A 24,451-nucleotide genomic window follows, 5' to 3' on the forward strand; every position below is an offset into this window, starting at 1 on the left:
TCGCTGATAGCAGGAAATATATTTGCCATTCAATCCACCCGTGATGATTTTCCAAGTTGCAGTTAATACGTGTCAATTCGGCATCTATCCCGACGGGCTATCCACAGCGCAATCACGTGGAATCCTTGCCCTTTCCTGCTCGTTTGGCTAAAGCGAATCCATGGCAAGCATCGAAAAGCCGCCCGGCGGCGGCGACCACATCCAGCCGGTCGATCTGAAGACAGCACTCGAGGAGCGGTATCTAGCTTACGCGCTCTCCACGATCATGCACCGTGCGCTGCCTGACGTCCGCGACGGCCTCAAGCCGGTGCATCGCCGCATCGTCCACGCGATGAGCGAGATGGGCGTGCGGCCCAATACCGCCTACAAGAAATGCGCCCGTATCGTCGGCGACGTGATGGGTAAATTCCATCCGCATGGCGACCAGTCGATCTACGACGCGCTCGTGCGGCTGTCGCAGGAATTCGCCATCCGCTATCCGATCGTCGATGGCCAGGGCAATTTCGGCAATATCGACGGCGATAACCCGGCAGCGATGCGTTACACCGAAGCGCGGATGACCGAGGTCGCCTCACTGCTGCTCGAAGGCATCGGCGAGGATGCGGTCGATTTTCGCCCGACCTACAACGAGGAAGACGAAGAGCCCGTCGTGCTGCCGGGCGCTTTCCCCAATCTTCTCGCCAACGGCTCGTCCGGCATCGCTGTCGGCATGGCGACCAACATCCCGCCGCACAATGTGCATGAACTCTGCGATGCCGCGCTGCTGCTGATCAAGAAACCCGATGCGACCATCGAGGACCTTGTCGAGCATGTCGCGGGTCCGGATTTCCCCACCGGCGGCACGATCATCGACAACAAAAAGACGATCATCGACGCCTATGCGACCGGCCGCGGCGGCTTCCGCGTGCGCGCCAAATGGGTGCAGGAGGATCTCGGCCGCGGCGGCTACCAGATCATCATCACCGAAATTCCCTATCAGGTGCAGAAGTCGCGGCTGATCGAGAAGATCGCCGAACTACTACTCGCGCGGCGTCTGCCGCTGCTCGAGGATATCCGCGACGAATCCGCCGAGGACGTGCGGATCGTGATGATCCCGAAGAGCCGCACCGTCGATCCGGCGCTGCTGATGGAGCAGCTCTACCGCCTGACCGAGCTCGAGAACCGCATCTCGCTCAACATGAACGTGCTGTCCATGGGCAAAGTGCCCAGGGTCATGTCGTTGAAGGAGGTGCTGGTCGAATGGCTGGCGCACCGCAAGGAAGTGCTGATCCGCCGCTCGAGGCATCGTCTGGCAGAGATCGACCGCCGGCTGGAAATCCTCGGCGGCTACCTGATCGCCTATCTCAACATCGACGAGGTGATCCGCATCATCCGCGAGGAGGATGAGCCGAAGCAGGTGATGATGGCGAGGTTCAGCCTCACCGACCTGCAGGCGGAATCGATCCTCAACATGCGGCTGCGCTCTCTGCGCAAGCTGGAAGAATTCGAGATCCGCACCGAGTTCGACAATCTCTCCACCGAGAAGGCGGGCATCGAGGCGCTGCTCGCCTCCGAGGACAAGCAGTGGACCACCATCGCCTGGGAAGTCGGCGAGGTGAAGAAGAAATTCGCCAAGGCAACGCCGCTCGGCCGCCGACGCACCGATTTTGCCGATGCGCCAGAGACTGATGAAGAGGCAATCAGCCAGGCGATGATCGAGAAGGAGCCGGTGACGGTCGTCGTCTCGGAAAAGGGCTGGATCCGCGCACTGAAGGGCCACACGACGGATCGCTCGGCACTGCAGTTCAAGGAAGGCGACAGCCTCAAGATCGCCTTCAATGCCCAGACCACCGACAAGGTCATCATCTTCACCACGGGTGGCAAGGCGTTTACGCTCGGCGCCGACAAGCTGCCGGGCGGGCGTGGCCACGGCGAGCCGCTCCGCATCATGATCGACATGGACAACGACCAGGACGTGCTGACCGCCTTCGTGCTCGACACGTCGCGCAAGCTGGTTGTCGCCTCGCATCAGGGCTATGGCTTCCTGGTGCCCGAGGGCGAACTCGTCGCCAATACCCGCAAGGGCAAGCAGATCCTCAACGTGTCGATGCCCGACGAGGCCAAGCTGGTCATTCCGGCCAAGGGCGATCATGTCGCGGTGGTCGGCGAGAACCGCAAGATGCTGGTCTTTCCGGCGGCACAGTTACCGGAGATGAGCCGCGGCAAGGGCGTCCGGCTTCAGCGCTTCAAGGACGGCGGAATCTCCGATCTCCGCGTGTTCAACATGGAGGACGGGCTCTCCTGGGACGATTCCGCCGGGCGGAACTTCGTGCGGAAGCGGGAAGAGCTCACGGAGTGGATGGGCGATCGCGCGACCGCCGGCCGGACGGTGCCCAAGGGTTTCCCACGGTCTGGTAAGTTCGCGGGCTGATCAGAGCGGGAACCGGCGCTTCTGTTTAGACAGGTCCTGCAAGATCGCCTTAAACGTCGAAGGATTTTGAAATGCGCCCCGCATTCGTTCTGCCAATTCCGGGTTCACCGGACGTAAAGCGAAGCCATCACCAGTGTCGACGACATCGAAGACATCGCCTTCTTTAAGCCCAATCTCTTCGACCACTTCGTCTGGAAACAGGATGCCCAGGGTGTCGTCGTTTTGCGGATTTTCCATCTTGATCGCTCGGTTACGATGGATATTGGTAAGGTATCACATGCAACTCGAGGTAATCAATGCAGCGGTATCTCCTCCCGCCGCATCGTGTGCGTCGAGTGCCATACCAGCGCGATGAGAATGATCGCGCCGCCGATCAAGGTCGGCACCGGCGGTTCCTCGGTGAAGATCAACCAGACCCAGACCGGGGCCAGCACCGTTTCGAGCAGGTAGACCATGCCGGTTTCGGCGGCCGAGAGGTACTTCGGGCCGATGGCGAGCGCCCAGAAGGCGAAGGGGGTGAGGAACAGTCCGTTGAGGTAGATCCAGATGGGCACGTCGATCTGGTAGCCGGTGCCCTGGAACATCACGATCCCGCCGATAATGGCGGGCAGGATGGCCGCGACCATGGGGGTGAAGCCGAAATCCTGGCGCGAGGCCCGGCTGTAAGTCAGCGCGCCGGCGATCGAGAGGGCAGAGGCGGCCGTCGCGAGGTCGCCCCAGAAGTGGCCGCTTTCGAGGCCGTTCGCCACGATCATCAGCACGCCCACTGTCATCGCAGCCATGGCGACGAAGGTCGCGCGGCGTGGCTTCTCGCCGAGGAACAGCCAGGAAAGCAGAGCGCCGAACATCGGGTTGAAGGCCAGGATGAAGGCGACGTTGGCTGACGTCGTGTTGAACACGGCCAGCATGAAGAACACGGTCGACGCTGCGTAAAGCATCGCGACGATCACGCCGGGGAAGCCCGGCACGAGCAGCGGTGCCTTGCCGGTCACCAAGCGGATGACCAAAATGATGAGGATGGCGATCCCGACCGTCAGGATCGAACGCATGAACAGCACCGACCAGATTTCGCCCTCGGCAAGCCTGAGGACCGGGATATCGAAGGACAGTGCCAGGCCGCCGCAAAAGGTCAGCAAGACGCCCTTCATGTGAGGGGACAATTTTGAAAAGGGCATGATGCGGGAATCCGCGAAAGGAATTATTCGGCAGGTGGGGTGTAGCGGGTCCAGCCCTGCATGAGAAGATGCTCCTGCGGCAGGAAGCGGGTCTTATACGTCATCTTCCGCGAACCCTCGACCCAATAGCCGAGATAGACATGCGGCAGGCCCTTGGCCTTCGCGCGGCGGATATGGTCAAGAATCATGAAGGTGCCGAGCGAGCGGTCGGTCAGCGATGGATCGTAATAGGAATAGACCATGGAGAGGCCGTCGGCCATCGAATCGGTAAGCGCCACCGCAACCAGCCTTCCGGCCGGTTTTTCGGCGATGCCGTCACCTTCCTCGCGTATCCGGTATTCGATGACCTTGGTGTTCACATGCGTGTCCTCGATCATCATTGCATAATCGAGCACGGTCATGTCGGACATGCCGCCCTTCTGGTGGCGGCTGTCGAGATATTGCCGGAACAGCGCGAACTGTTCGGTCGAGGGTTCGGCGGGATATTCCTTGGCCAGCAGGTCGGCATTGCCGGCGACCGCCCGCTTCATCGATTTTGTCGGCTCGAACTCGTCGATGATGATGCGGACCGAGACGCAGGCGCGGCAGTTCTCGCAAGCCGGACGATAGGCGATGTTCTGCGACCGGCGGAACCCGCCCTGGGTGAGGATATCGTTCATCTCCGGCGCGCGCTGGCCGACGAGATGCGTGAAGACCTTGCGCTCGGTCTGGCCCGGCAGATAGGGGCACGGCGCGGGGGCCGTCATGAAAAACTGCGGCGAAGGGTGGACCTGCGTATTCATTCTCTAGAGAGATTCTCTCGCCATTGGCTATTCGACCAAGCATGGCGAAAGATTATGAAACGTCAATCCCGGATTATTACGATGGTTTCTATCGATACGTCGCACTGGCGCGCATCATGCAGGTGCCGAGCAGCATGTCGTGGATCAGCCGCTTGCGCGAGGTGAACAGGCCGGCCAGCAGCAGGAACGGCGTCAACAGCGAGTTGATCACCCAGAAGGCGATGACATGGACGACGGCGATCGAAAAATCGATGCGGCGGCCATCGTCGCGCTCCATCGTCAGGTCCATCACCTGCATGCCGGGCGTCGCCTGACGTTCGGAGCTTAGCGTCAGCGCAAAATAGAGACCCGCGACGATGAAGAAGGAGACCGGATAGAGCATGAAGCCCAGGCCGAGCGTCAGGATCGAGAAGAAGAACAGGATCACCCAGGCCGGCACCAGCAGCACCGCGATCAGCATGTAGTCGATGACGAATGCCAGGACGCGTCGCGTCAGCACGCCGTCGAAGGCATGGTCGAGATTTTGCCCGTCCTGTTGATATGTATCAGTCATCGCAGTCATCCCATTGCCAAACACTCGACTGAGAGATGGACATTGAAGCGCGCCGGCGCAAGAGTTTGGCGAATTTCGTTCGCGGTTTATTAGCGCAGATGAATCTTCGCGAAGGCGTCGGGGTCTACGCCAAGAGTGCGAAGGTCACGCGAACGGGGCTGGTGGCCGCTTTCGGCTGCTGCGGCGGCCGCGACTGCCGCGCCAAACACGGTGAGGGCACGGCCAAGGTAGTTTGAAGTCCTGGATTGGATGCGGGACATCGGGATTCTCCGTTGTTAATTCTGCATCCAAAGTTGGTGTGGCAGCGTCGATGCTGCAACGCACAATTCAACATTCCTCATATGCAAAAGGCGCCGTCCTCAAGCCGACTATGTCGGAAAGGGTTCCGAACGCCCGGGAAGCGGAGTTGCGATCAGCGCTTTGCAAGCAGCCTTGCCACATCCATGGCGAAATAGGTCAGGATACCGTCGCAGCCGGCACGCTTGAAAGACAGCAACTGTTCGAGCATCACCCGTTCGCCGTCGATCCAGCCCTGGGCTGCGGCGGCTTTCACCATCGTATATTCGCCCGACACCTGGTAGGCGAAAACAGGCAGGCCGAACTCCTGCTTGATGCGCCAGCAGATATCGAGATAGGGCAGGCCTGGCTTGACCATCAGCATGTCGGCGCCTTCCTCGACATCGAGCGCGGCATCGCGCAGCGCCTCGGTGCCGTTGGCGGGGTCGATGTAATAGGTCTTCTTGTCGCCCCGCAGCAGGCCGCTGGTCGAGATCGCCTCGCGATAAGGTCCGTAATGAGCGGATGCGAATTTCGTCGCATAGGACATGATGCCGACATCCTGATGCCCGGCCGCATCCAGCGCCCGGCGGATCGCGCCGACCCGGCCGTCCATCATGTCGGAAGGCGCGATGATGTCGGAACCCGCGTCTGCCTGCATGACGGCCGCGCGGGAAATCGCATCCACCGTTTCGTCGTTGACGATGATGCCGCCGCGCAGGATGCCGTCATGGCCGTGGCTTGTGAACGGATCGAGCGCCACATCGGTGATGATGCCGATCCCGGGCACCGCCTTCTTGATCGCCCGGGTCGCCTCGTTGATCAGGTTGTTCTCGACCAGCGAATGTGAGCCCGTCTCGTCGCGCAGCGATAGATCCTCGTTGGGGAAGGTGGCAAGGGCAGGAATGCCGAGATCGGCCGCTTGCTTCGCCGCTTCGACAGCCTTGTCCACGCTCATGCGGTTGACGCCGGGCATGGCCGGGATCGGCTCGATGATACCCGAGCCCGCGACAAGGAAGATCGGCCAGATCAGGTCATCCACCGTCAACTGGTTCTCGCGCACCATGCGCCGTGTCCAGTCGGCCTTGCGGTTGCGCCGCATGCGGCGGTGGCCGGTTATGTGGTCCACGAGATGGGTTTTGTCGGTCATCCTGCTCGTCCTTCGATCGATCCGGGGCCGGATTAGCATGCGCCGAGGCAAAAGGAAAAGGGATTGCCGGGCGGGGGAGGGCGGCGGATCGTCCCATTATTGGATTGCAGGCAGGATTTCCGCCCAAGACTGTTCATCGGAGTTTCGATCGGCTAGAAACGCGATATGACCGATACCGAGACATTGCCGCGGGCGACTTTCTTCCTGCCGGAACTGCTGATGACGATCTTCATGCGCATGGTGGCGGTGGCCTGCCTGTGGTTCGCGCTCGACACGTGGTCGGATCTGATCGGCTACGGCTCGAACGGCATATTGCGCTTCGATCTCCTGGACACCGACATGCAGGCGGCGGCGGCGGCACTTTCGGTGCTCTACCCGGTGGCAGCCATAGGCCTGTGGCTCAAGGGCTCCTGGGGGCCAGTGGTCTGGACGGTGACGGCGGCGGTGGAAGTTGCACGCCACGAGAGCTTTCCGGGCATCTTCGGAACCTCGGGTCCGACGCTGCTGATGATCGCCTCGACGGTCGCCCTCTACGTGGCGCTCAGGGTCACATTGTGGCTCAAAAAGCCGGTCAAGGCAGGCCCGAAATTCGCAGCCAGGTAACGGCTTGTTGACCAAGACAGATGGAATGAAAGCAGTAAGAGCCTGTTAATCCTATGATTTAAGTAGAATTTTAGAGGCACGCGGTAATTTGCATCACATAAGGCGGACAGAAAAAACAAGACCGCCGTTAAACAGTGAGGCAGAAAAATGAACGCGAAGCTCAAGGCCCCAGTCCAGGCGATCGATCCCTCCGAGCAGGTCATCCACAATCTCTATCTCGAAAGCGTGCATCTGGTCGAGCGGCTGCACCGCCGTCTCCTCGATGTCATCAAGGACGAGTTCGACCGCCAGGGCCGCGACGACATCAACGCCGTGCAGGCGCTGCTCCTCTTCAACATCGGCTCTTCCGAACTGACCGCCGGCGAACTGCGCTCGCGCGGTTACTACATGGGCTCGAACGTGTCCTATAATGTCAAGAAGCTGGTCGACCTCGGCTTCATCAACCACGCCCGCTCGCGCATCGACCGCCGCTCGGTCCGCATCTCGCTGACCGACAAGGGCCAGGACGTCGCCGAAACGGTGGCAAAACTCTACCAGCGCCATGTCGGCTCGATCCACAAGGTCGGCGGCATCGGCACCGACGAATTCGGCCAGATGAACAAGCTGCTGCAGAGATTGGATCGGTTCTGGAACGACCAGATTTTGTATCGGCTCTAATCGGCTAGGCAGGCCGGACTGCATTTCCTCCAGTCATGCAGGACAGATGAAATGCGACGTGGCAAAAGCTGCGTCGCGTTTCTCGTGTTTCGATCTCGATCTCGATCGGCCATTACCCCCCGATCAGCGCGGCAGCAGCTTCCGTCCGGCATTGCGGATCGTGATCATCGCATCCGCACCCTGGCCGACAAGCCCGGCGGCCATGGCGCCTTCGAGGGCTTCGGTGTAATCCTTGCCTTCGAGCAGATGCTTCCTCGCATAGCTTTCGACTGCGCCGCGCGTCGCGGTCGGCGAAACGCCGTACCTGTTGCTGTGGAATGCATTGAGGATGATTTGGTACTTTTCTTCTGGCTTCATGGTCTCTCTCTGAATTGCTAAGGCCGTGCTATCAGTAAGCGGGCCGGTTTCATAGGGTCCTTGTGGAAATCGGACGGGCTGTGGGCCATGCGCGGCGAATTTCGTCTCTCCATACCTGCCGACTGTCCATTGACTTCCATCCCTCCAAGCCCAACATATCACTCGTGGTCGGAAGGTTTTGAAAGGTCAGGTCAGATGTTGTTATTCGTTCTCGGTGCATGCGCGATAGCGCTGACTTTTGCCGCGATCAACCTGATGGCCGCCAAGAAGCGCCTCGTCGACCAGCAGATCGACCGGATCATCGCGCAGAAGCTGGTGACGCAGCGGGACGAGATGACCGTCGAGATTCTCGATCTCCGCGAGGCCAACGGCGTCATGCGCAACCTCCTGATGGATATTGCCGAGAACGAGGCGACGGCCAAGGTCGTCAACGACCTGCCCGAGGACGTGATGACCCGCATCGCCACCAACCGCGCCGCCCGCCGCCGGGAATTGCTGGCGGAGGTCGATGCCGTGCTGCGGTCCGACGAGATGACCGACGCCAGCATGTAGGTCTCGCGTCCGGTAGGATTTTATGCTACTTCTCGCAGTATGAGAAATGGAGGCAAAATCCATGCAGGCTGCTGAAAAAATCTCGATCACGATGACGCCTGAAATGTTGCGCTCGATCCGCGAGAGCGTCGATGCTGGCGAATATGCCTCCACGAGCGAAGTAATCCGGCACGCGATGCGGCTTTGGCAGCGGGATCGGGATGAGCATGCGGAAACGCTTGCGATGATGAAGAGACGCATCCGAAAGTCGCTCGATGATCCTCGTCCTGATCTAACCGAGGAAGAGGCGGAGGCCGCGATCGAAGCGATGTTCGAGAGAGTGGATCGGGAACTCGACAATGCGTCGTCTTAGGGTCTCGTATAGAGACTCCGCCATTATGATCTTGAAGACATCTATCGTTACGTCGAATCAAGAAGTGAAAGCCGAGAGACTGCCAAAATGTTTGTGAGGCGCATCAGGGCCAGATGCAGCCGCATCGGCGATGTGCCCAACGGCGGCCGCGCTCGCGAAGATCTCGAACCGGGTCTGCGTGTCGTGCCTTTCGAGCATTCGGCTTTGATCGCCTACAAAGTTGAACCCGATCGCGTCCGCATCGTCAACGTCTTCTACGGCGGACGGGATTTTGAAAGGTTTTATCTTGATTCCAAGGATCAAGACGAATTGCCTCCGTCAAATTAAACCCCGCCCCGAAACGTTCTTTCTCCAACAGGGCCGATGGCCCGCCTGGAGACCAATATGAACGTCCTCAAAACCGTGCTGGCGATCGCTGCACTCTTGCTTGTCACTTCCTGCACCATTGAATCCGACACCGTCCTGCCCGATCCGACGGCGGCGGGCGATGCGATTCCCGGCTTCCCCTCGGACAAGCCCTTCCGGCTCGAGACATTCGAGAAGGACAAGCAGGTCTACAAGGCATTCGCGACGATCACGCCGGAGCGCGAAACCGAGGCTCTGCGCTACGTCGTGACCTTCGACGACGGTACGCCCAACCGGCTTGTTGTGCAGGCGCGGAAGATCAGCGAGAACAACTACCTCATCCGCTTCGCCCAGACGATCGAGGGCTTGCGACCGAGCCTCAGCGAGAGCGGGCTCGGCTTCGTCACCATCCGCGATGGCGACTATTATCTGTTGAGCGGCATCACCGACGATGGGCAGTTGGAGGAAATGTTCCCCGGCCAGACGCTGCCGCGCGGTGCCGGCACATCGACCATCAAGCTCGATACGATGGACCAGGCCAAGACGATTTCGGCTTGGTTCGGCGCCAACTTCCAGAAGCTCACGGAGTACAAGGATTACACCAAGTTCAGGGTTGTGAAGGAACAGAACTGATGTTCCACACCATGCGATGAATCCAGCACAATGCCGCCACAATAATGTGACATCGACGCCACATGAGGGTGGTCAAACAGGGTAGGGGCCGCCGCCGGACGGTTTTGATATTGTCTGAACCGCTCGTCGGCTGCAAAGCTGCACATGCGTCCCCACTTCGTTAACCATATTCGTGTTAGGCGAGAGGCTGATTTTCAGTTTTTGCCGGGACAACAGGAAGGCAGATCGCATGTCAGAACGTGACAGTTTTTCATCCATTTCCCGCCGCGGGTTCCTGACTTCGGCCGCCGCCCTCGGCGCCGCCGTCGTTGCCGGACCGGTGCTGGCGGATGACATATCGATGGAGGACATCATCAATGCGCCGCGCCGTGGCAACTGGGACGACCAGTTCGACGCCAAGGCCTCGCGTACCGCGGCAGCGATCTCGACCAAAAACCCGATCTTCGGACCTGGCGCCTCCGCGAACCTGCAACAGGCGATCTTTGACTATGAGTCGATCGTTGCCAATGGTGGCTGGCCGAAGGTCAGCACCACTGTCAAGCTCAAGATCGGCATGAGCGACCCCGCCATCGCGCAACTCCGCAAGCGTCTGATGATATCGGGCGACCTCGCCAAGTCCGCCGGCATTTCCAACGAATACGACTCGCTGGTCGAGGAGGGCGTCAAGCGCTTCCAGGCCCGCCACGGTCTGCCGCTCGATGGCGTCATCGGCAAATACACGCTTGAAGCGATCAACATTCCGGCCGATACGCGGCTGATGCAACTGCGTACCAATCTCGAGCGCGTCAACGCGATCACCGTGGATCTCGGCCAGCGTTACGTCATGGTCAACATTCCGGCCGCCTATATCGAAGCCGTCGAGAACAATCGCGTTGCCCAGCGCCATACCGCAATCGTCGGCCGTATCAGCCGTCCGACGCCGATCCTCGACTCCAAGATCTATAATGTCACGCTCAATCCCTACTGGACCGCGCCGCGTTCGATCGTCGAGAAGGACATCATGCCGCTGATGCGCAAGGACCCGAAATACCTTGCAGACAACAAAATCCGGCTGTTCGACGGCAAGGGCAACGAAGTCGATCCGACAACGATCGACTGGAATGCCGAGGCGCCCGACCTGATGTTCCGGCAGGACCCCGGCAAGATCAACGCCATGGCCTCGACGAAGATCAACTTCCACAACGAGCATGCCACCTACATGCACGACACGCCGTCGCAGGGCCTGTTCAACAAGCTGTCGCGCTTTGAATCCTCGGGCTGCGTCCGCTGCCAGAACGTGCGCGACCTGACGACCTGGATTCTCCGCGATCAGCCCGACTGGAGCCGCCAGCAGATCGAGGCGACGATCAGGACGGGCGTCAACACGCCGATCCAGGTGACGAACGAGATTCCGATCTATTTCAAATATGTCACGGCCTGGTCGGCCAAGGACCGCGTCGTGCAGTTCCGCGACGACATCTACCAGATGGACGGCGCGCAGGAACTGGCGCTGCAGACCGGCCTTAACCAGGAACCCGTCGTCGCGAACTAAGCCGCCCGACAGGAATGGATTTCGAGCCGCCCGGATGAAAGTCCGGGCGGTTTCGTTTGTCTGGGCCGGATCTGCCATCCGTCTCGATGAATTTCTACAAGATTTTGAAAGTAAAAGGTTTTCCCGGCGCCGAGGGCTCGGCCGGACCTTCTTTCGATGCTGATCCATGCAAATAAATTCATAAGCAAAATCAGCAGCATCTTGGCTTGAATTACGACGTCTGGCCACCTTTCGCAGTTTCGTGGGGAACAGCACCCGACATGGGACGGCCGCACCATTGGTCCATAGAGAGCGGCAGCCTACCGGAACCACTCCTGCCGCTGGAACCCAATACGAAGGATCGAACCAATGGCCAATTACTACGGAAACGGTGGCAACAACACCATCAACGGCAGCATCAACGACGACTTCATCTACGGCAAGGGCGGTAACGACCTCCTTTATGGCAGCTTCGGCAACGATTTCATCAATGGCGGCAAAGGCGACGATTTTCTCTTCGGCGGCGACGGCGACGATATCCTCGCCGGTGGCAAGGGCGACGACACGATGGAAGGCGGCCTCGGCGCCGACCAGTTCAAGGGCGGCAAGGGCATCGACACCGCGGATTATTCGTCGGCGACATCAGGTGTGACAGTCTATTTCGTCAACAACACTGCGCTCGGCTATGCGGCAGGCGACACGTTCGTCAAGATGGACAACCTCATCGGCACGGCCTTTGCCGACTACCTGCAGGCCGGCGACGACGGCATGGCAGTCGGCGGCGCCGGCAACGACAATCTCTACGGCGCGTCCTACACGACCGGCGACGCAGCCGGTGTCATTCGCGGCGATGCGGGTTTCGACACGCTCCACATGAATTATGGCGACACCACAGCGTGGGTGCAGTTCGGGCAGGGCTACGACACGATCGAGTCGTTCACCGAAAACGCAGACATGTTGATGATCGATCTGTCCGAGTTCGGTCTCGGAGGCTCGCTGGATGCCAACGAACTGGTCAATTCCAATACGATCACGGCGGTCGGCGGCAACGCGCAGTTCATCTATGAAGGCGACGCTGGCCGATTGTGGTTCGACCAGAACGGATCTGGCGCCGGCGGCTTGACCCTGATTTCCGAGTTCGTGGCTTCGTCCATCATCGCTGGCACTCTTGATGTGGGTGACTTCGAACTGGTCTGAGACATTCGCTGACACGCAAGGCAGCCGGCGCATCCATGCGCCGGCTGCCTTCATTTTTGCTCGCAGTAGCACTCGCGAACAAAGTCGGCGACTGGTCCAGCGAAGCATGAAGTGAAAAAATTCCCAAATAATTTCACAAATTTGTGGCTATTCGTGACTTTTGCTTAATGCAGTGCCTTCGGGAACAGCGCTGAAAATGAAACGCCGGCATCTTCCAGCCCTATCGAAAGCGGCATCCTCCTCCCAACGCCGTTCAACTTTCAAAGGAACGAATTATGGCAATCAAGACTGGAAATGCAAAGAACAACACCCTCGACGGCACTGACGACCAAGATACGCTCTCCGGCCTTGGTGGCAGCGATCACCTTTACGGCTTCGGCGATAACGACATCCTGAATGGTGGCAAGGGCAATGACTTTCTCGATGGCGGCGAAGGCGACGACAAGCTGATCGGCGGTGCCAGCAGTGACACGATGATCGGTGGCGATGGCGCCGACGAATTCATTGGCGGGCGTGGCAAGGATACGGTCGATTACTCTGGCTCTTCGGAGAAGGTGCTTGCTCAGCTCGCTGCAAATACTTCCGCCGACGGTGCGGCTGGTGACACGTTCAACCGCGTGGAAAACGTGATCGGCAGTGGCTACGGCGACATCCTGCAAGCAGGCCGCGGCGGTATCGCCCGAGGCGGCGACGGCGACGACCTGGTGGCTGGCGGCGGCGACTACATGAGCCATGATGACGGCGGCCGTATCCAAGGTGATGACGGTCTCGACACGCTGACCATGAACTACGGCGACACGGAAGCCGTGCTGAAAAACGATAGCGGCTACGACACGATCATCGGCTTCGAAGAAGGCGCCGACATGTTCTTCATCAAGCTGTCGGATTTCGGCCTCGGCGATACCTTCGATGTCAGTGAACTCAGAAACTCGGACACCGCGACGGCACAAGGCACGCACGCGCAGTTCATCTTCGAAGGGGACGAAGGCAAGCTCTGGTTCGATGCCAACGGCACGGAAGCCGGCGGCCGGACCTATGTCGCGCAGTTCGAGAATTCCGATATCGAGACCATGGAGCTCAACGACTTCAACTTTGCTCTATAATTTCCACACACGACCGACCCTCCGATGCGCAAAGCTGCGTGCCGGAGGGTCACTTTTTAAGGTACGACGCAAGTGCCACATCGCCCGGCGCAAACCGTCTTGCCCTTGGCAGCCTCTCCCGCTAAGACCCTGATCGACAGTCAGGTCACCTATCCCGGAGAGAGATCGAAGACATGAGCGCCAATGACGCCTTTTTCACCCGCACGCTTGCCGATACCGATCCAGACATCGCCAGCGCGATCTCCAAGGAACTCGGCCGCCAGCGCCACGAGATCGAGCTGATCGCGTCGGAGAACATTGTGTCCCGCGCCGTGCTCGAGGCACAGGGCTCGATCATGACCAACAAATATGCCGAGGGCTATCCGGGCAAGCGCTACTATGGCGGCTGCCAGTATGTCGATATCGCCGAGGAGTTGGCGATCGATCGCGCCAAGCAGTTGTTCGGCGTCAACTTCGCCAACGTCCAGCCGAATTCCGGCTCGCAGATGAATCAGGCCGTGTTCCTGGCGCTCCTGCAGCCCGGCGATACGTTCATGGGTCTCGACCTCAATTCGGGCGGTCACCTGACCCACGGCTCGCCGGTCAACATGTCCGGCAAATGGTTCAACGTCGTCTCCTATGGCGTACGCGAGGAAGATCACCTGCTCGACATGGAAGATGTGGCCCGCAAGGCCGAGCAGCACAAGCCGAAGCTGATCATTGCCGGCGGCACGGCCTATTCACGTTTCTGGGACTGGCGGAAGTTCCGCGAGATCGCCGACAGCGTCGGTGCCTACCTGATGGTCGACATGGCCCATATCGCCGGCCTCGTCGCCGGCGGCCAGCATCCGTCGCCGTTCCCGCATTGCCATGTCGCCACCACCACGACCCACAAGTCATTGCGCGGTCCGCGCGGCGGCATGATCCTGACCAATGACGAGGATCTGGCGAAGAAGTTCAATTCGGCCGTGTTCCCCGGCCTGCAGGGCGGTCCGCTGATGCATGTCATCGCCGCCAAGGCCGTGGCCTTCGGAGAAGCGCTGAAGCCGGAGTTCAAGGACTATGCCGCCCAGGTGGTCAAGAACGCCAAGGCACTCGCAGCCTCGCTGAAGTCGAATGGCCTCGACGTCGTCTCCGGCGGCACCGACAACCACCTGATGCTGGTCGACCTGCGCAAGAAGAACGCCACGGGCAAGCGCGCCGAAACCGCCCTCGGTCGCGCGTATATCACCTGCAACAAGAACGGCATTCCATTCGATCCGGAAAAGCCCTTCGTGACCTCGGGCGTCCGTCTGGGCACGCCGGCCGGCACGACCCGCGGTTTCAAGGAAGCCGAATTCACCGAGATCGGCAACCTGATCGTCGAAGTGCTCGACGGCCTGCGCGAAGCCAATTCCGATGAAGGCAATGCGGCAACCGAAGCCAAGGTGCGCGACAAGGTCATGGCTCTAACCGGCCGCTTCCCGATGTATGGTTATATGTAAGCGCGATTGGCTTCAGGCCGAAAATCAAACCCTCTCCGGCAACGGGGAGGGTTTTTCATGTGTGGGCTGTTCAAAAGGCGCGAGTAGCCAGGCTGTCAGCCTTCGAGCGCGAGCGAGGAGACCAGCCGCACCGGCCGTGCCGCCGGGGTGGACATGATCTTGTCAACAATATCGGCGATCTCGAACACGGCCCGGTTTTCGATGACATTGGCCGCGATATTGGCCTTGTAGCGTGAGAGATCACGCAGCATGCGTTCACCTGCACCGGCGATGTCCTTGCGGAAGCTGCGGACCACGATGCCGAGACCGTTGTCGCGCACCCATTCGACATTGGCGCGTTCTTGCGGCAGTGTGCTTGCATTGCGCTCGATGATGACGGGGCAGCCGGTGAAAATGGCCTCGCTCAGGCTGCCCGGGCCGGGCTTGCCGATGAAGAAATCCGCGAGCCGCAGATAATCCGCGACATTGTTGACGAAGCCGACCGGATGGCAATTGGCGCGCACCTGGAGGCTTTCGAGGAGCTTTTTGTTGTTGCCGCACATGACGATCGTCTGGACATCCAGTCCCGATTTCTCGAATTGCCCGAGGATGGTGTGGGTCGCGGCGAAGGAGCCGTTGCCGCCGAACATGATCAGCGCCGTCGCACGATCCTCAGAGAGGCCGAGCCCGCTCAGGCTCATCGCCTTTGATTGCGGTGGCTGGTAGAAAGAGTCCTTGAGGATCATGCCCGAGACTTCGAAAATCCGGTTCTCGGCATAGAAGCCTGTGGCGCGTGCCTGCTTGGCGGCCTTCGGCGTGCCTGCGACGATGAACTGATCCTGGTCTTCCATCCAGAAATGCGGCGGATAATCGACCATATCGGTCATGACCGTGAGGTATGGAATGTCTGATGCGAAGGCGCGAAGCGCGCAGAACATCACGCGGTTGAAATTGGGGATGACCGACAGGACGAGATCGGGCCTCGCCGTTTCCGGATTGCGCCACCGGTCGACGAGAAGCTGTTCGATCTCCTGTGAATAACGGCGCACGAAGCCCTGCAGGATCGGCAGGATCGCGCCGAGGCCCCGCGTGGTGCCACGTTTGAGCGCCGTATTGTAGATATCCTGTGCCTGCCAGCCCGAAAGATTGAGCTTCGGCGCCACCGGGATGAGCAGGCGTTGCAGCGAACCCGTGACGCGCCGGGTCAGGCGATGGACGGGATCGATCGGTTCGAGCAGTTTCTGCAGATCGACGGGAACGATCCGCCAGTCGGGGTGCTGCTTTTCCAGCAGGCGCGATAGGGCATGCATCGCATTCCTGTGGCCGCCGCCGGCGTCAAAGTAGATGATTTCGATCGTTCTCGAAGCCAAGCGTGTTAGTTCCAGTTCGGTCCCGCATCCGGCTTGCATACTTGCCAAAAGCGTTTGCGTGTCAAGCGGCGGCTCGCCGCGGTGCACACATGAAATCGAGGCTGGCCGCGATTGCGTGGCGTGGCCTCTTGTGAGTGCCAGCGGCTAACGTTAAAGGCATGTCAGGATAAATCATCGATCCAAGGTTCCCATGCGCTGCCCGTTCTGCAATTCGGAAGACACACAGGTCAAGGATTCCCGGCCCGCCGAGGATGGTTCCTCGATCCGACGCCGGCGCATCTGCCCCGATTGCGGCGGCCGTTTCACCACCTTCGAGCGCGTGCAGCTGCGCGAACTGACCGTGATCAAGAAATCCGGCCGCAAGGTACCCTTCGAGCGCGACAAGCTGGTCAAGAGCTTCGAGATCGCACTCCGAAAGCGCCCGGTGGATCGTGACCGCATCGAGCGCGCCGTCTCCGGCATCATCCGCAGGCTGGAAAGTTCCGGCGAGACTGAAATCTCGTCGGAGGACATCGGCACGCAGGTGCTGGAATCGCTGAAAAGCCTCGATGACGTGGCGTTCGTCCGCTACGCCTCGGTCTATCGCGACTTCACCCATATCGAGGATTTCTCCGAGGCGATCACCCAGATCTCGGCGAAGATTGCCCGCGACCCGGGCAACGAGCGCTGAGTGATGGATGATCAGCGGCATGAAGACGAACGCTTCATGGCTGCCGCCATCCGCCTGTCTCGCTGGCATCTCGGCGCCACCGGCTCCAACCCCTCGGTCGGCTGCCTGATCGTCAAGGATGGCGTCATCGTCGGACGTGGCGTCACCGCGCGCACGGGCCGGCCGCATGCCGAGACCCAGGCGCTTGCCGACGCGGGCGAGGCGGCGCGCGGCGCCACCGCCTATGTAACGCTCGAACCCTGCTCCCATCAAGGCAAGACGCCGCCCTGCACCGAAGCACTGATTTCCTATGGCGTGGCGCGGGTCGTCGTTGCCGCGACGGATCCAGATCCGCGCGTGTCGGGCAGGGGCCTCGGGATGCTGGCCGCGGCGGGTATCGAGGTCGTAGCCGGCGTGCTCGAGGCGCAAGCTGAGACGCAGCTTGAAGCCTATATGAATCGCCAACGCAGGAAACGGCCGCAAGTGACTCTGAAACTTGCCGTTTCCGTCGATGGCATGATCGGCCGTGAGGACGGAGGGCAGGTTGCCATCACGGGCCGCGAGGCGCGCGCGCAGTCGCATATCCTCAGAGCCGAGAGCGATGCGATCCTGATCGGCATCGGTACCGTGCTTGCCGATGATCCGGAACTGACCTGCCGCCTGCCGGGGCTGGAGGACCGCTCGCCGGTGCGTGTGGTGCTGGACCGGCGGCTCGCGACGCCGCTGTCATCTAAACTCGTGGCCGGCATCAGGGAGGGTCATCCGCTGCTCGTCGCCGGAAGCCCCGATGTGGATGGAGGGCGCCGCACGGCACTCGAAACCGCTGGCGTCGAGGTGCTTGATATCACAGGTCCGGACTACCAGATACTGCTCGAAATGCTGGCGGGGCGCGGCATCTCCTCGCTGATCGTCGAGGGCGGGCGGCGGGCCGCGACGGCGTTTCTCGCGCAGGAGCTGGTTGACCGCATCATGTTGTTTTCGTCCGACATCGTCGTCGGTGAAGACGGCATCGCATCGCCGGTGACACGCGACAACCTGCCGGAAGGCTTCAAATTGCGGATGGAAGCGGTCTTCGGCGCCGACCGTCTCCGCGAATATATAAAGGCATAGATCATGTTCACAGGCATCGTCACCGATATCGGCACCATCGACAGGATCACGCCGCTCAACGAAGGCATCCGGCTGCGGGTGGCGACAAACGAGGATCCGGCGACCATTGCGCTTGGTGCATCGATTTCGCATGCCGGCGTCTGCCTGACCGTGACCGCGCTGCCGGATGCCGGTTCCAACGAGCGCTGGCACGAGGTCGAAGCCTGGGAAGAGGCGCTGCGGCTCACCACGGCGGGCGTCTGGCAGGAAGGCGCGCGGGTCAATATCGAACGCGCGCTGAAGATCGGCGACGAACTCGGCGGCCATATCGTGTCCGGCCATGTCGACGGCATGGCGGAGATCGTCTCGGTCGAGGAAGAAGGCGACGCGGTTCGCTACACGCTTCGTGCGCCGGAGGGCCATGCCAAGTTCGTGGCGCAGAAGGGTTCCGTCGCGCTCGACGGTACGTCGCTGACGGTCAACAAGGTCGATGGCGATCTGTTCGACGTGCTGCTGATCCGCCACACGCTCGAAGTCACCACCTGGGGCGATCGCAAGGCTGGCGATTTCGTGAATTTCGAGGCCGATACGATGGCGCGCTACGCCGCGCGGCTCAAGGAATTCGACTGACAGCGGGAATCAAAAAAGGCGCTCGGTCCACCGGGCGCCTTTGTCATTATCCGACGGATTAAAGCCTTAATCTTACTCGTCAACCGCGCCGTCGAGGTTGAGGTCGAGAAGCGGTCCGCTATTCCAGTAGTTGCGCTCGTTCTTGGGAATCGAGCTATAGGTCGTCTGCCCGATCGAACCACGCTGCTGGTTGATCGTCGGCTCGTCGATGACGTTGATGCCGGTCGGATCGTTGGTCGTCGACTGGGCATGGGCACCGCCAGCTACAATCGAACCCAACAATGCGAACGTGATCGTGAGCGAGCGGGTCATGTCGTACTCCTAACGGCAAAGTGGCATTTTCAAGTCAACACTACGGCAATCCGCTTGATTTGGAAAGCTCCTCTATTGACGGATCGTTCTTATTTTGGAGGGGGTGACATTCCCAGAATTCACTTGCCAACCCAGCCTGTCCGTGGTTTTACCCCGCTCAATTATGAGGCAATTCGCCTTCTGCCGTCCTTTGAGGAATGTTCATGGCCAAGAAAAAGCAAGCACCCCATCTCCTGATCGTCGAAGCACGCTTCTATGACGACATGGCCGATGCCCTGCTGGAAGGTGCAACCGAGGCGATCAAGGAAGCCGGCGCGACCTGTGATGTCGTCACCGTGCCCGGTGCGCTGGAAATCCCCGCCGCTATCGCCATGGCGCTCGACGGTGCCGACAATGACGGCACGCATTATGACGGTTTCGTCGCCCTCGGCATGATCATCCGTGGCGAGACCTATCATTTCGACATTGTTGCCAATGAATCCGCGCGCGCGATCATGGATCTCGCGGTCAGCGAGTCGCTCGCCATCGGCAACGGTATCCTGACCGTCGAGAACGATGAACAAGGCTGGCGCCGCGCCAAGCTCAAGGACCTCAACAAGGGCGGTTTCGCTGCCAATGCGGCGCTGACCATGATCGCGCTCAAGAAGAAGTTCGGCGCCTGAAATGACGGCTGACGGAAACAAGGACGAGATCAAGCAGGCCAACCAGCGTGGCGCGGCGCGGCTGGCCGCCGTGCAGGCGCTCTACCAAATGGAGTTGTCCGGCACCGGCGTGCTGGAGATCGTTTCCGAATACGAGAATTTCCGGCTCGGCCAGGAACTCGATGGCGACCAATACCTGAAGGCCGACGCCTCCTGGTTCCGGTCGATCGTCGCGGGCGTGGTCAAGGACCAGCGTGCGCTCGATCCGTTGATCGCCGATTCCCTGATCGAAGGATGGCCGCTGTCGCGTCTCGATGCCACCATCCGCGCCATCATGCGGGCAGGGGTTTTCGAACTGATCGAGCGCAAGGATGTGCCGGTGGCGGTGATCGTCACGGAATATGTCGAGATCGCCAACGCCTTCTTCAGCGAGGATGAGCCGAAGCTGGTTAATGCGGTCCTCGATTCCGTTGCGCGAAAAGTTCGCGGCGACAAGAAGTAAGGCAGATATCTCATGGCGGCAGTGGCGGGCACGGGTAGCGAAATCGATCTCGGCTCGGCCAAGCGCAACGTCGCGCTGCTGACCACCGCACAAGCCATCCTCGGCAGCGCGCCGCCGATCGTCTTCGCACTCGGCGGGATCGCCGCCTACCAGATGCTGGGTGACGACAAGGGCCTCGCGACCGCGCCGCTGACTGCCTTCAATGTCGGCGTTTCCGGCGGTGCGATCGCCGTTGCGATCGTCGCCCGCCTGCTCGGCCGCCAGCTCGGCTTCATCATTGGCGCCTGCCTGACGGCAATCGGCGGCGTGGTCGCCATGATCGCGCTCTTCCAGCAGAGCTTCTGGCTCCTGGTCACGGCATTCATCGTCTGCGGCGTCTCCGGCGGCTTCACGCAGAAAATCCGTTTTGCCGCCGCGGATGCGTCGCCGGCGAGCTACAAGGCCTCGGCGATTTCCTGGATCCTTGCCGGAGGAATAATCTCCGCGGTCCTTGGCCCTCAACTGGCGCTTTATTCACAGAACCTCTTTGCGGCCGCGCCCTTCGCCGGAGCCTTCCTGATGTTCGTGCCGCTCGGGCTCGCGGCTGCGGCCACCATGTTTTTTCTCAGGCTGCCCGCGCTAACCGATCACGCCGCGTCCGGCGCTGATCCGGCACGGCCGCTTTCCGAGATCGTCATGACGCAGCGTTTCCTGACAGGGATGTTCTGCGGCATCTCATCGTATTCGCTGATGACCTTCATGATGACCGGTGCCCCGCTGGCCATGGTCATCGAATGCGGCTTCTCCAACGACCTCTCGCTCTGGGGCATTCAGTTGCACGTGCTTGGCATGTTCGGGCCGAGCTTCTTCACGGGCCGGCTCATCAACCGCTTCGGTGCCGAGAAAGTGGTGGCAATGGGGCTGGGCATCCTCATGGTTTGCGCGCTGGTCGCCCATGCCGGCATCGAACTCTGGAACTTCTGGGGCGCGCTGATCCTGCTCGGCATCGGCTGGAACTTCGGCTTCATCGGTTCGACGGCCATCGTCGCCGCGAGCTATCGTCCAAGTGAAGCCGACAAGGTGCAGGGCTTCAACGACATTATCCTGTTCAGCACGGTGGCGCTCTCTTCCTTCGCCTCGGGCCAGGTTTTCAGTGCCTATGGCTGGGATGCGATGATTCTCCCGCTCTGGCCTCTTGCGATCACCGGACTGGTGCTTCTGTTCTTCCTGTCGCGCCGGAAAGTGGCTGTGGGCGACCCGGCCTAAACATTTTAAGCAAAACTACTGAATTCTTTGCACCCTATCGAACGAATGGGTGTGGGGATACTTGACGCCGCATTTTGCAGCAAGCAATCTCGCCCGCGGTTCCGCACGCCTGTGCATCGGGGAGTATTTGCCGGGCGGCCGCGGCAGTCTTTGGGCGGGACGCGTGTCCGCCAAATTTGGAGGAATTGAGGAATGAGCATCATGTTTGCCGTCATAGTCTGCGGACTTTTGTCCGTGGCCTATGCGATCTGGGCAACCCAATCGGTCCTTGCTGCCGATCAGGGCAATGCCCGCATGCAGGAAATTGCAGGTTATATCAGGGAAGGCGCTCAGGCCTACCTCACACGCCAATACCGGACGATCGGCATTGTCGGCGTCGCTGTTTTCATTCTCGCATTCTTCCTTCTGTCGGCGGAAGCGGCTTTCGGCTTCCTGGTTGGCGCGGTGCTTTCGGGCGCCGCCGGCTTCATCGGCATGCATGTCTCGGTGCGCGCCAATGTGCGCACCGCCCAGGCATCGTCCAAGAGCCTGGCTGCCGGCCTCGACATCGCTTTCAAGTCTGGCGCCATCACCGGCATGCTGGTCGCCGGCCTCGCCCTACTCGGCGTCGCTGTTTACTATTGGCTGCTGACAGACGTCATGGGTCATGAGCGCGGCAGCCGCGATGTTATCGACGCGCTGGTGTCGCTCGGCTTCGGCGCTTCGCTGATCTCGATCTTCGCCCGTCTCGGCGGCGGCATCTTCACCAAGGGTGCGGACGTCGGCGGCGACCTCGTGGGCAAGGTCGAGGCCGGCATTCCGGAAGACGACCCGCGCAACCCGGCAACGATCGCCGACAATGTCGGCGACAATGTCGGCGACTGCGCCGGCATGGCCGCCGACCTGTTCGAAACCTATGCGGTGACCGTAGTCGCGACCATGGTTCTGGCGGCGATCTTCTTTGCCGGCACGCCTTCGCTCGAAAGCGCCATGATCTATCCGCTCGCCATCTGCGGCGGCTCGATCATCACCTCGATCATCGGCACCTTCTTCGTCAAGCTCGGTTCCGACAACAACATCATGAACGCGCTCTACAAGGGCCTGATCGTGACCGGCGTGCTGTCGATCGGAGCGCTTGCCGGCGCCACTTATCTGACCGTCGGCTGGGGTGATTTCGGCAAGGAAGGCGCCATGGTCAATGGCACCAGTCTGTTCCTCTGCGGCCTGGTCGGCCTGATCGTGACCGCGCTTATCGTGGTGATCACCGAATATTATACCGGCACCAACAAGCGGCCGGTCAATTCGATCGCCCAGGCTTCCGTCACCGGACACGGCACCAACGTCATCCAGGGTCTCGCGGTTTCCCTTGAGTCAACCGCGCTTCCCGCGATCGTCATCGTGTTCGGCATCATCGCCACCTACCAGCTTGGCGGCCTGTTCGGCACCGGCATCGCGGTCACCTCCATGCTCGGCATTGCCGGCATGATCGTCGCGCTCGACGCTTTCGGCCCGGTCACGGACAATGCCGGCGGCATCGCCGAAATGAGCCATCTCGATCCCGAGGTCCGCAAAGTCACCGATGCGCTTGACGCGGTCGGCAACACCACAAAGGCAGTCACAAAGGGCTACGCGATCGGTTCGGCCGGTCTCGGCGCGCTGGTGCTGTTCGCGGCTTATTCGAACGACCTCAAGTATTTCGCGGCGAACGGAACGCAATATCCGTATTTCGCGGATGTCGGGACGATCTCCTTCGACCTCTCCAACCCTTACGTCGTCGCCGGCCTGATCTTCGGCGGTCTTATCCCCTACCTGTTCGGCGGTATCGCGATGACCGCCGTCGGCCGTGCCGCCGGTGCGATCGTCGAGGAAGTGCGCCGCCAGTTCAAGGATAAGCCGGGCATCATGGCGGGCACCGAGAAGCCGGACTATGGCCGTGCGGTGGACCTGCTGACCAAGGCTGCGATCCGGGAAATGATCGTGCCGTCGCTGCTGCCGGTTCTGGCGCCGCTCGTCGTCTATTTCGGCGTGCTGCTGATCTCGGGCTCCAAGGCCTCTGCCTTCGCCGCACTCGGCGCCTCGTTGCTCGGCGTCATCGTCAACGGCCTGTTCGTTGCCATCTCGATGACCTCGGGTGGTGGCGCATGGGACAATGCCAAGAAGAGCTTCGAGGATGGCTTCGTCGACAAGGACGGCGTCAAGCACATGAAGGGCTCCGAGGCGCACAAGGCCTCGGTGACCGGCGATACCGTGGGCGATCCCTACAAGGACACCGCCGGCCCTGCCGTCAACCCGGCGATCAAGATCACCAATATCGTGGCGCTGCTGCTGCTCGCCGTGCTGGCTGGTTGATATCGCTGAAACAAGAAAACCGCGCCGGAGTGATCCGGCGCGGTTTTGTTTTGTTCGCCGCGAAAGCCGGGCGGAAAGCAGCCCGGCCGGAAATCAGTACTTCGTGCCGCGGTTTGTATTGAGCAGCTGTGCCGCCGCGTCGGCCGGGTTGACGCCACCCTTGAGCAGGCGCATCAGGAATGTCATCTCGCTGCCACCGGTCGGCGTCGTCCGGCCGAGCATGTTGATCACGCGGCCGTCCTCGAGCTTGTAGTTCGCCAGTCGATCGACTTCTCCGTCCTTGTTGAAATAGACAGCCAGAATGCTCTGCTCGACGAGCTTGGGCTTCATGAAGGCCACCATTCGTGTGCGCTTCTGCGAAATGTAATAGAAAACCTCGTTGTCGAAGGTCGCCATTGCAGACGGCGAACCGAGCGACAGCAGCACCTGCTCGCGGCTCGAACCCGCCGGGGCCAGTGCCAGCGTCTGCTCATCCACGACATAGCCATTCTGGATCGTATCGCCCATGCCCTGACAGGAAGATAGCGAAACCGTCGTCGCAAGCACAGCCATTACGATGCCGCTCGCCTTCAGGGTGCGGTTATTCTT

Annotated in this window: 27 protein-coding genes and 1 pseudogene; 19 read left to right on the forward strand and 9 right to left on the reverse strand. The window is 60.6% G+C overall.

The genetic code is table 11. The features are described from left to right. The first annotated feature begins 160 nt into the window (after window positions 1–160). Entirely contained in the window at window positions 161–2,410 is a 2,250-nt protein-coding gene (gene parC, locus IHQ71_RS09095; RefSeq protein ID WP_258161651.1) for a DNA topoisomerase IV subunit A, read from the forward strand. Here the strand turns inward: parC and IHQ71_RS09100 are convergent, their stop codons facing one another. The 4 genes from IHQ71_RS09100 to IHQ71_RS09115 all read right to left on the reverse strand — a co-directional run bounded on the left by IHQ71_RS09100 (window position 2,411) and on the right by IHQ71_RS09115 (window position 4,920). Then, window positions 2,411–2,647, reverse strand: a complete 237-nt coding sequence (locus IHQ71_RS09100; protein ID WP_258161652.1) for an AbrB/MazE/SpoVT family DNA-binding domain-containing protein — start codon at window positions 2,645–2,647, stop codon at window positions 2,411–2,413. It abuts the gene before it with no gap. Between the two features lie 56 nt (window positions 2,648–2,703). Then, entirely contained in the window at window positions 2,704–3,585 is an 882-nt protein-coding gene (locus tag IHQ71_RS09105; protein WP_258161653.1) for a DMT family transporter, read from the reverse strand. A 23-nt stretch (window positions 3,586–3,608) separates the two neighbouring features. Further along, window positions 3,609–4,367 carry an arginyltransferase gene (locus IHQ71_RS09110; protein ID WP_258161654.1) on the reverse strand — a complete coding sequence of 253 codons (759 nt, stop codon included), beginning with the start codon at window positions 4,365–4,367 and terminating at the stop codon, window positions 3,609–3,611. A gap of 88 nt (window positions 4,368–4,455) precedes the next feature. Next, a complete protein-coding gene (locus tag IHQ71_RS09115; protein ID WP_258161655.1) occupies window positions 4,456–4,920 on the reverse strand; it encodes an RDD family protein in 465 nt (154 codons plus the stop codon). A 35-nt stretch (window positions 4,921–4,955) separates the two neighbouring features. Between IHQ71_RS09115 and IHQ71_RS09120 the strand changes: the two genes are divergently transcribed. Then, window positions 4,956–5,156 carry a hypothetical protein gene (locus IHQ71_RS09120; RefSeq protein ID WP_258163017.1) on the forward strand — a complete coding sequence of 67 codons (201 nt, stop codon included), beginning with the start codon at window positions 4,956–4,958 and terminating at the stop codon, window positions 5,154–5,156. 176 nt (window positions 5,157–5,332) lie between these two features. Here the strand turns inward: IHQ71_RS09120 and hemB are convergent, their stop codons facing one another. Beyond that, on the reverse strand, window positions 5,333–6,346 hold the full coding sequence (gene hemB / locus IHQ71_RS09125) for a porphobilinogen synthase (protein ID WP_258161656.1): 1,014 nt from the start codon (window positions 6,344–6,346) through the stop codon (window positions 5,333–5,335). Between the two features lie 165 nt (window positions 6,347–6,511). Between hemB and IHQ71_RS09130 the strand changes: the two genes are divergently transcribed. Together IHQ71_RS09130 and ldtR are read left to right on the forward strand one after the other, a co-directional pair. Further along, window positions 6,512–6,949, forward strand: coding sequence for a DUF6163 family protein (locus IHQ71_RS09130; protein ID WP_258161657.1), 438 nt, complete (start codon window positions 6,512–6,514; stop codon window positions 6,947–6,949). A 147-nt stretch (window positions 6,950–7,096) separates the two neighbouring features. Continuing rightward, window positions 7,097–7,606 carry a transcriptional regulator LdtR gene (gene ldtR, locus IHQ71_RS09135; protein ID WP_258161658.1) on the forward strand — a complete coding sequence of 170 codons (510 nt, stop codon included), beginning with the start codon at window positions 7,097–7,099 and terminating at the stop codon, window positions 7,604–7,606. Between the two features lie 123 nt (window positions 7,607–7,729). On the opposite strand, the gene IHQ71_RS09140 is transcribed toward ldtR, so the two are convergent. After that, the gene (locus IHQ71_RS09140) at window positions 7,730–7,963 is read right to left on the reverse strand and encodes a hypothetical protein (RefSeq protein ID WP_258161659.1); all 234 of its coding nucleotides are present in this window, start codon (window positions 7,961–7,963) and stop codon (window positions 7,730–7,732) included. A gap of 195 nt (window positions 7,964–8,158) precedes the next feature. On the opposite strand from IHQ71_RS09140, the gene IHQ71_RS09145 reads away from it, so the two are divergent. The 8 genes from IHQ71_RS09145 (at window position 8,159) to glyA (ending at window position 15,118) form a co-directional block, all read left to right on the forward strand. Next, window positions 8,159–8,515 (forward strand): hypothetical protein, encoded by a 357-nt coding sequence (locus IHQ71_RS09145; protein ID WP_258161660.1) that lies wholly within the window; start codon window positions 8,159–8,161, stop codon window positions 8,513–8,515. Between the two features lie 61 nt (window positions 8,516–8,576). Then, window positions 8,577–8,867: a ribbon-helix-helix domain-containing protein gene (locus IHQ71_RS09150; RefSeq protein ID WP_258161661.1), complete on the forward strand. Its 291-nt coding sequence runs from the start codon at window positions 8,577–8,579 to the stop codon at window positions 8,865–8,867. Between the two features lie 87 nt (window positions 8,868–8,954). Next, complete coding sequence (locus IHQ71_RS09155) at window positions 8,955–9,194, forward strand: type II toxin-antitoxin system RelE/ParE family toxin (RefSeq protein WP_308737931.1); 240 nt, start codon at window positions 8,955–8,957, stop codon at window positions 9,192–9,194. A gap of 57 nt (window positions 9,195–9,251) precedes the next feature. Further along, the gene (locus IHQ71_RS09160) at window positions 9,252–9,845 is read left to right on the forward strand and encodes a hypothetical protein (RefSeq protein WP_258161662.1); all 594 of its coding nucleotides are present in this window, start codon (window positions 9,252–9,254) and stop codon (window positions 9,843–9,845) included. Between the two features lie 229 nt (window positions 9,846–10,074). Next, the gene (locus tag IHQ71_RS09165) at window positions 10,075–11,376 is read left to right on the forward strand and encodes a murein L,D-transpeptidase (RefSeq protein ID WP_258161663.1); all 1,302 of its coding nucleotides are present in this window, start codon (window positions 10,075–10,077) and stop codon (window positions 11,374–11,376) included. 348 nt (window positions 11,377–11,724) lie between these two features. Further along, complete coding sequence (locus tag IHQ71_RS09170; protein WP_258161664.1) at window positions 11,725–12,552, forward strand: calcium-binding protein; 828 nt, start codon at window positions 11,725–11,727, stop codon at window positions 12,550–12,552. Window positions 12,553–12,827: 275 nt separating this feature from the next. Next, window positions 12,828–13,655, forward strand: coding sequence for a calcium-binding protein (locus tag IHQ71_RS09175; RefSeq protein ID WP_258161665.1), 828 nt, complete (start codon window positions 12,828–12,830; stop codon window positions 13,653–13,655). A 173-nt stretch (window positions 13,656–13,828) separates the two neighbouring features. Beyond that, window positions 13,829–15,118 carry a serine hydroxymethyltransferase gene (gene glyA / locus IHQ71_RS09180; RefSeq protein ID WP_258161666.1) on the forward strand — a complete coding sequence of 430 codons (1,290 nt, stop codon included), beginning with the start codon at window positions 13,829–13,831 and terminating at the stop codon, window positions 15,116–15,118. A 95-nt stretch (window positions 15,119–15,213) separates the two neighbouring features. On the opposite strand, the gene IHQ71_RS09185 is transcribed toward glyA, so the two are convergent. Then, on the reverse strand, window positions 15,214–16,467 hold the full coding sequence (locus IHQ71_RS09185) for a glycosyltransferase (protein WP_258161667.1): 1,254 nt from the start codon (window positions 16,465–16,467) through the stop codon (window positions 15,214–15,216). Window positions 16,468–16,657: 190 nt separating this feature from the next. Between IHQ71_RS09185 and nrdR the strand changes: the two genes are divergently transcribed. The 3 genes from nrdR to IHQ71_RS09200 are packed head-to-tail and all read left to right on the forward strand — an operon-like array spanning window position 16,658 to window position 18,835. Beyond that, a complete protein-coding gene (gene nrdR, locus IHQ71_RS09190) occupies window positions 16,658–17,137 on the forward strand; it encodes a transcriptional regulator NrdR (RefSeq protein WP_258161668.1) in 480 nt (159 codons plus the stop codon). A gap of 3 nt (window positions 17,138–17,140) precedes the next feature. Then, the gene (gene ribD, locus IHQ71_RS09195; RefSeq protein WP_258161669.1) at window positions 17,141–18,226 is read left to right on the forward strand and encodes a bifunctional diaminohydroxyphosphoribosylaminopyrimidine deaminase/5-amino-6-(5-phosphoribosylamino)uracil reductase RibD; all 1,086 of its coding nucleotides are present in this window, start codon (window positions 17,141–17,143) and stop codon (window positions 18,224–18,226) included. Window positions 18,227–18,229: 3 nt separating this feature from the next. Beyond that, window positions 18,230–18,835: a riboflavin synthase gene (locus tag IHQ71_RS09200; RefSeq protein ID WP_258161670.1), complete on the forward strand. Its 606-nt coding sequence runs from the start codon at window positions 18,230–18,232 to the stop codon at window positions 18,833–18,835. A gap of 72 nt (window positions 18,836–18,907) precedes the next feature. Here IHQ71_RS09200 and IHQ71_RS09205 read toward each other — a convergent pair whose 3' ends face one another. After that, window positions 18,908–19,147 carry a hypothetical protein gene (locus tag IHQ71_RS09205; RefSeq protein WP_258161671.1) on the reverse strand — a complete coding sequence of 80 codons (240 nt, stop codon included), beginning with the start codon at window positions 19,145–19,147 and terminating at the stop codon, window positions 18,908–18,910. 203 nt (window positions 19,148–19,350) lie between these two features. Between IHQ71_RS09205 and ribH the strand changes: the two genes are divergently transcribed. From ribH to IHQ71_RS09225, 4 genes and pseudogenes are all read left to right on the forward strand, one after another. Next, a complete protein-coding gene (ribH, locus tag IHQ71_RS09210; RefSeq protein ID WP_258161672.1) occupies window positions 19,351–19,809 on the forward strand; it encodes a 6,7-dimethyl-8-ribityllumazine synthase in 459 nt (152 codons plus the stop codon). A 1-nt stretch (window position 19,810) separates the two neighbouring features. Further along, window positions 19,811–20,290 carry a transcription antitermination factor NusB gene (gene nusB, locus IHQ71_RS09215; RefSeq protein WP_258161673.1) on the forward strand — a complete coding sequence of 160 codons (480 nt, stop codon included), beginning with the start codon at window positions 19,811–19,813 and terminating at the stop codon, window positions 20,288–20,290. Window positions 20,291–20,302: 12 nt separating this feature from the next. Continuing rightward, a pseudogene (locus IHQ71_RS09220) lies at window positions 20,303–21,517 on the forward strand (MFS transporter); the annotation flags it as partial. Window positions 21,518–21,727: 210 nt separating this feature from the next. Continuing rightward, complete coding sequence (locus IHQ71_RS09225; RefSeq protein ID WP_258161675.1) at window positions 21,728–23,863, forward strand: sodium-translocating pyrophosphatase; 2,136 nt, start codon at window positions 21,728–21,730, stop codon at window positions 23,861–23,863. A 93-nt stretch (window positions 23,864–23,956) separates the two neighbouring features. On the opposite strand, the gene IHQ71_RS09230 is transcribed toward IHQ71_RS09225, so the two are convergent. After that, window positions 23,957–24,415 (reverse strand): outer membrane protein assembly factor BamE, encoded by a 459-nt coding sequence (locus IHQ71_RS09230; protein ID WP_258162788.1) that lies wholly within the window; start codon window positions 24,413–24,415, stop codon window positions 23,957–23,959. Window positions 24,416–24,451: the final 36 nt, after the last annotated feature.

The organism is Rhizobium sp. TH2 (genome assembly GCF_024707525.1).
Taxonomy (GTDB): Bacteria; Pseudomonadota; Alphaproteobacteria; order Rhizobiales; family Rhizobiaceae; genus Rhizobium_E.